An 11,523-nucleotide genomic window follows, 5' to 3' on the forward strand; every position below is an offset into this window, starting at 1 on the left:
GTCATCGTCGGTCTCCGCCTCCGATACCGGAGAGGATGTCGTCCAGCACGCCCGGCCGGACCGACGACGAGGTGCGAAAGCCCGGTCGGCCCTGTGTCGTCACCGCGTCACGGACCGTACGAAAGGACTCCCGGACGGCGTCGGTCAGAGCCCGGCCGTCGCCGCGGGCGTGCCATGCCGCCGGGTAGCGCAGTTCGATCAGCAGCGCGCCGTCGCTGCGCCAGGCGATGACATCGAGAATGTGGGGTGAGCGGAGGTCCTCGTCGACGGTGACCTCCGCCGGCAGGTGGGTGACCCCGATACCTTCTGTCCTGCCTCCCTGTTCGCCGAGGTAGTTGACGCCGACCTGGGGACGGACCCCGGTGAGCAGTGCCCTGTCCTCGCCCAGCCCCGGATCGAACCGGCACAGTGGTCCGTAGCCGCTTCCCTTGCCGGGCAGTCGGTCGAAGGAGCGGCGAATGGCGTGCAGGGTGTCCCCGACTCCGTCCTCGAGCCGTACGAGGTGGGGGAAGGTGGCGGTGAACCAGCCCACCGTCCGGGTCAGGTCGCGTTCCTCGGCGAACCGTTCCCGCCCGTGCCCTTCCAGGGTCACCAGGATCCGGTCGCGGCCCCGCCACGCGCCCAGGGCTCGGGCGACGACGGCGAGGACGGTCTGGCCGTGCTCCGCTCCGTGTGCCTTTCTGGCCGTGTCGAGTACGTCCGTGACCTCCGCGGCGGGGAAGCGGAGCACCTCCGAGACGGTGTCCGCACGCCGGATGTCGTCCTCCTCGAACATCCTGCCCGCCGCGGCCGCCCGCCGGGCCAGGCCGGTCCAGTAGGGCAGCTGCCCTCGAAAGCCTCCGTTCCGCGCGTGGGCCGCCAGCTCCGCGGTCCATGAGGGGAACGGCATGGATTTGGGAGCGAGCGGGGCGGAGGGGTCGGCGAGGCAGGCCAGCAGGTCCTCGATCAGGATCCCCCACGAGACCACGTCCACGGCCAGGTGGTGGATGGCCAGCGCGCACCGCTCGCCCTGCTCCCCGAGCCCCGTGGCCAGGGCGACCGCGGGACCGGTACGTACGTCCACCCGTTCCTGTAGCGCCCTCAGATAGTCGGTGAGATCCTCCCCGGTCAGACCGGCGGGAGCCGTCTCGGCGTGGACCAGCCTTTCCTCGTCGGGGTGGCACAGCACCAGCTCGTCGCCGTCGATGCGGACGCGCAACGCGTCGTGAAAGCGGGTCAGCCGCTCGACCGCGTCCACCAGGGCACCGCCGGGCAGCGGAGTCTCGGAGGTGATCAGCACGCATTGGGTGAACACCCGGCCACGGTCCTCGACCGCGTCCACGAACGCCTGTTGGACGGGGCTGGGAACCATCGGCCCCGACACCGGCGCCTGGTCGTGGAGTCGCTCCTCCCCTCGGTCGACCGACGCCTGCTCGGCCAGCATGCGCACGGTCTGGTTATCGAGCAGGTCCGAGGCCTGGATCGCAAGTCCGTCACTCTTGAGCCCGGCCGCGATCTGGATCGCTTTGATCGAGTCTCCGCCGAGCGCGAAGAAGTTCGCGTCGATGTCGGTCACCTCGGTACCCAACGCACGCGACCAGGCCGCGGCGACCCGCCGTTCGGCGTCGGTCCGCGGTGGGGTCGCCGACACCGCCGCGGAGAGGTCGGGAGCGGGCAACGCCGCCGTGTCCAGCTTGCCGTTACCGGTGAGCCGAACGTCCTCGTCCACCCGGACGATGAACGACGGCACCATGTAACCGGGGAGCCGCCGGCCGAGGGAGGCGCGCAAGCGCGCCTCGTCGGGTTGCGCACCGTCCTCGTAACGGACCCACAGGCACAGGCTTCTCCCCCCCTCCTCGGTCTCGTGGACCGCGGCGTGTGCCCACCGGATGTCCGGCTCGCCGGCGGCGACGTGCACGATCTCGGCCATCTCGATGCGGTAGCCCCGCAGTTTGACCTGCTGGTCGATGCGGCCGGTGTAGAAGAACAGCCCGTTGCTCCGCAGAGTGACCAGGTCACCGGTCCGGTACAACCGCACACCGGGAACGTCGGGCGACTCCACGAACCGCTCGGCGGTCAACTCCGGTTGGTTCAGATAACCGTCGCCCAGTCCGGCGCCGCCGATGCAGAGCTCGCCGGGGACGCCGATCGGTCGCAGCCGGAGATCCTCGTCGAGGACGTACAGCGAGGTGTCGTTGACGGGTCGGCCGATGGGGACGGCCTCTCGTTCGTCATAGGAGTCGAAGACATGCACGGCGGCGAAGACCGTGGACTCCGTCGGCCCGTAGCCGTTGGCGATCCTTCCCGGCCCGAGGAGGCGGAACGCCCGCTCCACATGTGCGGGTGACGCCGCCTCCCCCCCGAAGATCAGCCTGCGGACGCTGCCCAGCCGCTCGGGGACGTTGTCGATGAGGGCGTGGAACATGGTGGCGGTGATGAAGAAGCTGGTGACGCCGTGGCGTTCGATCGCCGTACCGAGCCGGTCGAGGTCCAGAACCTCCGCCCTGTCCAGGACCACGAGCGACGCGCCGTTCGTGAGCGCGGCGAACATGTCGTAGACCGCCCCGTCGAAGGAGTAGTCCGACATCAGCAGGAAGACGTCGTCGGGGCCCGCGGGATAGAACACCGGTCGGCGCACCACGCGTAGCACGCTCTTGTGCCGGATCACCGTGCCCTTCGGCACCCCGGTGGTGCCGGAGGTGTACATGACGTAGACCGGGTCCTCGCCACTGCTCGGCAGATCCGGGTCGGTGCCGTCCTCGGCGGTGGCCGCCGACTCGACCGAGGACAGCTCCACGGTCAGAGCCAGTCCATCGGCGAGCCCGCCCGCCCACTCCACCCGCCCGGCCGTCGTCACGAGGAACTCCGCGCCCGAGTCCCGCAGCATCAGCCGGAGGCGTTCGTCGGGGAAGTCGGCGTTGAGCGGGACGTAGTAGCAGCCGGCCTTCAACACGCCGAGGACGGCGACGACCATCTCCGGGGAGCGGTCCGCGAGGATCGCCACCGGTGACCCCGGCGCGGCCCCCCGCCGGGACAGGTGGTGCGCGAGCCGGTTCGCCCGCGCGTTGAGTTCGCCGTAGGAGATCCGTTCTCCCCCGGTGATCAGTGCCGTACGGTCCGGGGCGCCGGCAACCTGACGTTCGAAGACCTTCGCGATACCGCGGTTCTCCAAAGGCGGGGCCGGCGTTGTGGCGAAGTCGCGGATCAGCGCGGTCTCCCGCTCCGGTATCAGGGGGAGCTCGCCCACCGCGTCCGCGTCGTCCGCCGCGAGGACGGAGCGCAGCAGCGTCGCGTAGCGGTCGGCGTAGAGGCGCAGCGTCTCCTCCCGGAACAGCGTGGTGGAGTATTCCCACTCCAGCAGCAGCTGCCCGCCGGCCTCGCGGGCGCTGAGCGTGATGTCGTACTTGGCGCTCCCGTCGTCGAACGTCACCACCCGTTCCCCTGCCTGTTCCAGGCCCATGTCGGTGTTCTGGTAGACGAAGCAGGTGTCGAACAGCGGACTGCGCCCCGGCTCACGCGGAGGCCGCAGGTCCTCGATCATCAACTCCAGTGGGCAGTCCTGGTGCTCGAACGCCTCCAGCACCGTGGACCGCAGGTCGGAGTAGAACTGCCCGACCCCGCGTTCGCGTTCGACGGACGTCCGCAGCGGCAGTGTGTTCACGAACATGCCGACGACATCGGCGTAACCGGCGTCGGGCCGACCGTGGACCGGCGTGCCGACGACGATGTCGCGTTGTCCGCTGAGCCGGCTCAGCAGCTGCTGGAAGACCCCGAGCAGGACCATGAAGGGCGTCAGGTTGCGAGCCCGCGCATACTCCTTCACCGCGTCGAGCGTCCGGGCGTCCACCTCGGTGAACAGAGTCGCGCCCGTGGCGGAGGCGGTGTCGGTCCGCTGCCGGTCGGTGGCCAGGTCCAGCACCGGGAAACCGTCGGCGAACCGGCTGCGCCAGTAGTCGCGCCCGCGTAGAACCTCTGCGGACTTCTCGTGTTCGAGCATGCCGAGCACCGCCGAACGGTAACCGCGGGGCGGCGTCTGGGGTTCGGCGCCCTCCACGATCGCCGCGAGATCGCGAAAGAGGATTCCCATCGACGTGCCGTCGGTGACGATGTGGTGGAAGTCGATCGCCACGCAGCTCACACCGTCGCTGAAGTCGAAACAGCCGATACGGAAAAGCGGGCCCTCGTCCAGCCGGAACGGCCGGACGAAGTGCGCCATCTGTTCCCGGGCCCGCCCCTCATGGCTCTCCCCGGGGCCGGGGGCGTCGAGGCGATGGTGTTCCACCGACACCTCGACCTCGGCCCGGATGCGCTGCACCGGTTCGCCGTCGACGAGATGGAACGTCGCACGGAGGCTGTCGTGACGGCGTACGAGATCGCGCATGCCCGCTTCGAGACGGGTGACGTCGATCGTCTCGTCGCTGATCGTCAGCCCGGTGATGTTGTACGCGACCGAGTCGGCCACCAGGTGGGAGGAGTGGAACATGGCCCGCTGGGCCGCCGTGAGCGGAAGCTCGTATTCGGGGGGTTCCTCGTCACCGGTGCCGTCGCCGAGCCCCTTGTCGTACTCCTCGCGCCTCGGGCCACGGTCGAGACGGCTGCGGATCTGATCCGCCCCGAGCCCGAACTCCTCGACGACGGTCTCGACGAAGTCGTCGAACACCGGCCTCCTCAGCAGCAGTGGCGGCGGTACGCCCAGGTCGAACTCCGTGTTCAGCCACTGGACGATCTTCAGGGAGGACACGGAGTCGCCACCGAGCGAGAAGAAGTCCTCGGATCCGCTGATCTCGGGATAGCCGAGAATCTCCGACCACACCGCTGCGATGACCACACGTGCCGTGGGCGGCTCGGAGGCGTCGTCGGCCCCGTTCCCGTTCCCCGCCCACCGTGCCAGGACGTCTCGGAGCCTGTCCGTGTCCGCCGGCCCACCCGGTCCGTCCTCGGTGGGGGACGACGGGGAGGGGGTCACCGTCTCGTCCCAGTAACGGGCGTGGTCGAAGGGTTGTGGTGGCAGCGGGACGCGGCGCCCGCCCGCCGCGACGGACTCGAAGGGCCTGCCGCGGTGGCCGAGATAGGCGGTCGCCGCCTCCCGATGGCGTCGGAACCGTTCGGGGAGGTCGTCCCACCGGTCGGTTCCGGCGCTGAGGGAAGGAGTGGCTTCCCCGGTCTGCGGTTCGTGGGCGACCGCAGAGGGTTCTGGACGCCCGCGCAGGACGGCCGTGCGTCCGTCGGGGAAGGGCTCCTCGTGCTCACCGCGGGGACGAAGCAGACGCGCCAGGCCGGCCCGCAGGCCGGCACGGTCGTCGCAGAGGACGACGGCCCGCACCGGCTGGTGCTCACGGCCGACGCGCATGGTGTGGCAGATGTCGTCGAGGCGGTGGTCGGGACGGCTGTCCAGGAAGTCCAGGTGCCGCGCCGCGGACCGCGCGAGGAGGGACTCGCTGCGCGCGGAGATCACGTAGAGGTGGGACTCCGCGCTCACCCGTGGTCGCGGCGGTGTCCGCGGCGCCTCTTCGAGCACCACGTGGGTGTTGGTCCCGGTCAGGCTGAAGCTGCTCACCCCCGCGCGCCGGGGCGTCGCACCCGCCTCCCACTCGGCGAGCCGATCGCTGACGTACACCGGTGAGTCGACGAGGTCGAGGTAGGGGTTCGGAACCTCGAAGTGCAACGACGGCGGGAGCATCCGGCGGTCGAGGCACAGGACGGTCTTGACCAGTGAGACCAGGCCCGCGGCCCCGACTGTGTGCCCGACGTTCGACTTCACCGAGCCCAGCGCACAGAACTGTCTGCGGTCGGTGAACTCGCCGAACGCGGCCTTGAGACCCTTGACCTCGATGGGGTCGCCGAGGGCCGTTCCCGTGCCGTGCGCCTCGATGTAGGACAGCGACTCCGGATGGATACCGGCGCGCTTCCAGGCCTTGACGAGCACCTCTTTCTGGGCCCGTGCGTTGGGCGCGGTGATGCCGTTGCTGCGACCGTCGTTGTTCACCGCGTTGCCGACGATGACGCCGTAGACGTGGTCTCCGTCGGCCGTGGCCCTGTCCAACGGCTTGATGTGGACACCGACCACGGCCTCGCTCCAGACCGTGCCCCGGGCCCGGGAGTCGAACGCCCGCACGCGGTCACCGGATTCGGTCTCGCTACCGAGGCTTCCCGGGGAGAGGAAGAGGTTGATCCCGGCGACGAGGGCGGTGTCGCAATCACCCTGGCGAATGGCCTTCATCGCCGAGTCCAGCGCCACCAGCCCTGAGGAGCAGCCGGTGTCGGTGACCGCGGCGGGCCCTCGCAGGTTCAGGTGGTAGGAGAGCCGACTGGCCAGGATGCCCGGCCACGACCCCGTGAACGCCGCGAAGTCCGCCTCGGACAGGAACGGCAGGTAGGACATGCTCAACCGGTGCGAGTGGTCGTTGCCGACGAAGACACCGACCGATGCGCCGTCCATGCCGTCGCGGGCGTACCCCGCGTCCTCCATCGTCTCGATGAGGATCTCCAGCATCTGCCGGTGGTAGGGGTCCAGTTCCGTGGCCGCCCGAGGGGGAATGCCGAAGTACTCCGGGTCGAACAGGTCGATACGGTCCAGGAATCCGCCTCGGCTGAGATCGGTGGGATTCGGCAGGACCCGGCGGAGGTCCTCCATGCGGGCCGGGGGGAAATCGCCGATCGACTCACGCCCCGCCACGAGGTTGTCCCAGAACCGCTCCTTGTCCGGCGCTCCCGGCAGTCTGCAAGCGATCCCCACGATGGCGATGGGGGTGTTACGGGGACCCACCGCGCCATCGGAGGGTTCGACCGCGCGGATGAACTCCTTCGCCCGCTCGACGTCCAGCCGCTCCTCCCGCACCTGCGTCAACAGGTACTTCAGGAGCTCCTTGCGTGTCTTTTCCCGGGTTCCGGTCACCATCGCTCCCCGTTGTCCTCGATGTCGTCGAAGACGGAGATCAACTCCGTGTCGCCGATCTCGGCCAGCGCCTCCCGCAGGGACCGGTCACCTCCCCGGTCGACGGTTCCGCCCGCGTCCGCGCCGCGTTGCTCGTCTATGTAGACGGCGAGGTCGACGACGGTGGAGTACGAGAAGAGGTCGGCGACGTCCACCGTCTCCGGGTAGGCCAGCTCGATCTTCGCCAGCAGGTCCGTGGTCATCAGCGAGTTACCACCGAGCTCTTGGAAACCGGCGTAGGCGTCGATCTCCGTAAGGCCGAGCACCGCGCCGTAGATGGACGCGATCCGGCGCTGGGTCGGGGTCGGGTCCGACAGGCCGGTCAGGACGACCTCGCCCATCCCCCCACCGGACTCTGACGGCGTCTCGGCGGTGTTACGGGCGGCCGCGGCGACCTCGGTCGGAACGGTGAAGGGAAGCGTGTCCCACTCGCTCCGCAGTACCGGCAGGTTGAAGTCGGCCGGAATGGCGCCGTCGGCCGGATGGCGCAGGAAGTACGCCAACCAGGCCAGCCCCTCCTGGACCGACACGGGGGTGAACGGGGAGTCGTCCGCATCCACTCCGTGGTCGACGGCCATGCCCGCCCCGGTCCATGTGGGCCAGTTGACCGACAGGGCGCGCGTGCCCGCCGCCCGTGCCCTGACGGCCAGAGAGTCCATGAAGGCGTTGGCCGCGCCGTAGTCACCCTGGCCGAATCCGCCCGTGATCGAGGTGATCGACGAGAAGAACACCACGAACGGATCCGGATGCTCCGCGGCGAGATCCAGCAGCGCGACGCTTCCATCGATCTTCGGGGCGAGGACGGCGTCGTAGACCTCCCTCTGTTTGGACCCGAGGAATCCGTCACCGGCGACACCCGCCGCATGGACGATGCCGGTCAGGCGCACCCCGTCGGTCTTCAGGCGTTCGCCCAGACTCCGGACCTCCTCGGGCCGAGACACGTCGCAGCGCACGTACTCGGCCATGTGGAGCCGCTCCAGCCGCCGCCTCGTCGACTCGTCGAGCACCGAGCGGCCGAGCAGGACGATCCGTTCCGCTCCCTGCGCCGCCATCTCCTCCACGATGTTCAGGCCCAGCCCTCCCGCACCACCGGTGACGAGGAAGGTGCCTCCGGTGTAGGGCTTCTCGGCGGCTTCGTCCTCGGCCGCGGTGACGCGCTCCAGGCACCGGGTGTACAGCCGGGATCCACGGATCGCCCGCGGCGAGGCGCCCGGAGCACCCAGGCACTCACGGACCAGCAGGTCCACGGCCGTGCCGGGCGGCGCGTCGACGACACCGACCGGCAGGTGTTCCTGTCCGATCACCATGGCCAGTGCCGCGGTGGCCGCCGCGTAGGGGTCCGTGGCGGTGTCGCCGTCGACGACCCGCCAGGCGTTACCGCCGAGCACCCGCAGTCCGAGCGGAAGCTTGACCCTGTGGGTCAGCAGCCCCCGGTACAGCTCGAACAGCGCGTCGACACCGCCGCCGCGACGGTCCGCGTGGGTCAGGCCTTCTCCTGCGGTGAAGTCGGTGGCGAACAGCAGGCCCTGGGCCTCCTCCGAGCGCAGCCGTGTGCACAGAGCCCCTACGTCCTCCTCATCGGGGGCCTCAGGTCCCACATAACACGGGATGATTCGCACTCCCGCCCCTGTGAGCGCCGCGACGAGATCACGGCCGGCCGAGGTTTCGCTCACCACGACTCCCCAGACGGCGTCCGTGCCCGCCCGTCCTTCGGCCGGCACGGCCTCCTTCCAGCCGACCTGTAGGAACCGGCGGGCTCCTGTGACGCTGAAGCGCGTCCAGTCGACCTTCTTGACGGTGTAGCCGCTGATCTGCCCGAAGACCGTGCCGTCGAGGTCGATCAGATCGATGTCGAAGGTGATCGTCTCGGCGCCGGGACCGCCACGGACCGTGTGGACCAGCGAGTAGTACGATTCGGGCGCCGTCCGGTGCAGGACGAAGTCCTTGTACATGTAGGGCAGATAGGTCTGGCCGTCGCTCTGCGAGCTGACGTTGACGGCGTTGTCGAGCATCGCCGGGTGCAGCCCGTAGATCGTGGACTCGGCGTCGACACCCTGCCGCATCCGCAGCAGCGCCAGCGTCCGGGCCTCGCCTCGCCACTCCGCCCGTACGGAGTCCCAGCGCGGGCCGAACCGGAAGACGCCGGTGTCGGCCTCGAAAACGACCGGGTCCACCACCGTGGTGGCCGTGCCCCGCACCGCCGGTATGTCGACGGCCTCCGGCGGCTTGCCTGCCGGTGCCCCGCCCACCCTGCCTTCAACGTGCGGGACCCAGTCCTCACCGTCCTTGCTGACCACCTGGAACGTGTAGCCGTCGCCCGACCGCTCCAGTCGGGTCCGGACGACCGCCTCGGCTCCGGCGTCGACGGAGAGCGGCATGCGGAAGACCACGTCCTGGAACCGCACGGCCCCGCCGCCGGCGACCACGGCATGGGCGGCCCTGGCCATCTCCAGGTACGCCGTGCCCGGCACCACCGCCCTGCGGTCGATCAGGTGGTCCGCCAGCACCCAGTGCTTCTCGGCCGACAGCGCGTTCTCGAACACGGCGCCGGCGTCCGACCGGCTGACCTCCGCGCCGAGCAACGGGTGTGTCTGGGTGCTCCTGAAGTCCTGTACCCGGGTCCGCAGCGGCCGGGCCCAGTGGCGGGTCGGTGCGAACGGGTAGGTCGGCAGCGGAACCCGTCGTCGGATGTCCCCCTGGTGGTAGCGGGTGAAGTCGATCCGCGCGCCCCGTACGTAGAGGGAGGCCAGCCTGGCGAGCACGTGCTCCTCGCCGGAGGCCCGGTCGGCGACGACCGCGTCGGCCTCCGCCGAGAGGCGTTCCAGCGACTGCCTGGTGATGTCGCCGGGAGCGAAGGCGCCCTTCTTGTCACTGACCACGGTGTGCACCCCGTAGTGGACGCCCTGCTCCTGGTCGGTGCAGAGGCCGCCGGTACGGACGCGGTCCACCGACTCCGCGAGCTGCTCCTTGCTCTCCGCGGTGATCAAGAGCCGGTATTCGTGGTGCGTACGCCCGACGTTGGAGGTGTAGCAGATGTCGGCGAGCGACCACGGACTCCCGCTGAGCAGCAGAGAGTAGCGGTCCAGCAGCTCTTGCAGGGCCTCTTCGGTCCTGGCGCTGACGGTGAGGCAGTAGCGCCGTCTGCCCTGCTCTGTGGGGCGGTAGGCGGGAGCCTCCTCCAACACCAGGTGGCAGTTGGTCCGAACGAAGCCGAACGAGCTGACCGCGGCCCTTCTCGGGGTCCCTGCGGGAGTGTCCCAGTCCGCCAACCGGTCGTGGACGTAGAGCGGACTCTCGGGGAAGTCGATGTACGGGTTGGGTACCTCGAAGTTCGCCGTCGGGGGCAGCACACCCGTTTCGAGCGCCTTGACCACCTTGGTGACGGCGGCCACGCCGGAAGCGCCCACCATGTGTCCCATGGTGGTCTTCAACGAGCCGACCCCGCAGAACTGCCGACGCGAGGTGTGCCTGCGGAACGCGTCCGACAGGCCCTTGGTCTCGATGGGATCGCCGAGTGCGGTACCGGTGCCATGGGCCTCGACATAGGTGATCGTCTCCGGGTCGACGCCCGCTTTGGACCAGGCGTCGAGGATCACCCGCTCCTGGAGCTCCGCTCGTGGGGCGGTGATACCGCTGGACATGCCGTCGTTGTTGATGGCCGATCCCTTGATGACCGCCCGGATGTGGTCGCGGTCGGCCAGAGCACGTGCCAGCGGTTTGAGGACGACCATGCCGGCGCCCTCGCCCCACACGGTCCCGTCGGCTCGGGCGTCGAAGGTGCGTACGGCGTAGTCCTGGGACTCGACACTGTCCATCGTCGCCCCGGACATGTAGGCGGCCTTCACCTCACCGACCTGCGACATGTTGAGACCGCCCGCGAGCGCCATGTCGCACTCGCCGTTCTGTAGCGACTGGACGGCCTGGTGAATGCTCACCGCGCCCGCGGAGCAGGCGGTGTCGGTCATCAGGCACGGACCGGTGAGATCCAGCACATAGGAGATCCGACTGGCCACCAGCCCCTCCCACGAACCGGAGAGCTGCATCGGATTGCGTTCGGAGAACATGCGGTAGTACGAGTAGTTCGTCTGGTCGCGCCCGAGGAAGACCCCGGTCCGTGTGCCGCGGACGCCGTCACCGCCGTATCCGGCGTTCTCGAGCGCCTCGTACGCGATTTCCAGACCGATCCGCTGATACGGATCCATGTAGTCCGCCTCCAACGGCGGAATACCGAAGAAACGGGCGTCGAACCGGTCGATCTGATCCAGATAACCGCTCTTGGAATAGATCCGGTCCAGATCGGACTCGTCCACGACCGCGCCGAGGATGACCTCGGAGTAGTACGGGTTTCGCAGGATGTCGTACATATCTGCCTTGCGTGAGCGCGGGAAGTCACGCACGCAGTTCTTGCCCTGCTGGAGGAAGTCCCAGAACTCCTCGACGTCTCCGGCCGCGGAGTACCGGCCGGCCATCCCGATGACGGCGATGTCGGGATGGGATGACGACGCGGCCGTCACCTCCTGCAACAGCGTCTTCGCCTCTTCCTTGCCGAGCCTCCGATGCGCGACCTGTTCGAGGATGAAAGCCTTCACCTTGTCCATCTGGCATCCCGA

At 69.2% G+C, this 11,523-nt stretch carries 2 protein-coding genes; both read right to left on the reverse strand.

The genetic code is table 11. The annotated features are described in order from the left end of the window. Window position 1 precedes the first annotated feature (1 nt). Window positions 2-6,877 carry a non-ribosomal peptide synthetase gene (locus tag PFX91_RS01165; protein WP_285728739.1) on the reverse strand — a complete coding sequence of 2,292 codons (6,876 nt, stop codon included), beginning with the start codon at window positions 6,875-6,877 and terminating at the stop codon, window positions 2-4. Beyond that, window positions 6,871-11,511: a type I polyketide synthase gene (locus tag PFX91_RS01170; RefSeq protein ID WP_285728740.1), complete on the reverse strand. Its 4,641-nt coding sequence runs from the start codon at window positions 11,509-11,511 to the stop codon at window positions 6,871-6,873. Before PFX91_RS01170 ends, PFX91_RS01165 begins: the two co-directional genes overlap by 7 nt. Window positions 11,512-11,523 lie beyond the last annotated feature (12 nt).

It is taken from the genome of Nocardiopsis sp. ATB16-24 (genome assembly GCF_030271535.1).
Taxonomy (GTDB): domain Bacteria; phylum Actinomycetota; class Actinomycetes; order Streptosporangiales; family Streptosporangiaceae; genus Nocardiopsis.

Bases quoted from the DNA above. Each gene is read 5' to 3' on its own strand.
- PFX91_RS01165 (WP_285728739.1), bottom strand. From the start codon at position 6,877: ATGGTGACCGGAACCCGGGAAAAGACACGCAAGGAGCTCCTGAAGTAC.
- PFX91_RS01170 (WP_285728740.1), bottom strand. From the start codon at position 11,511: ATGGACAAGGTGAAGGCTTTCATCCTCGAACAGGTCGCGCATCGGAGG.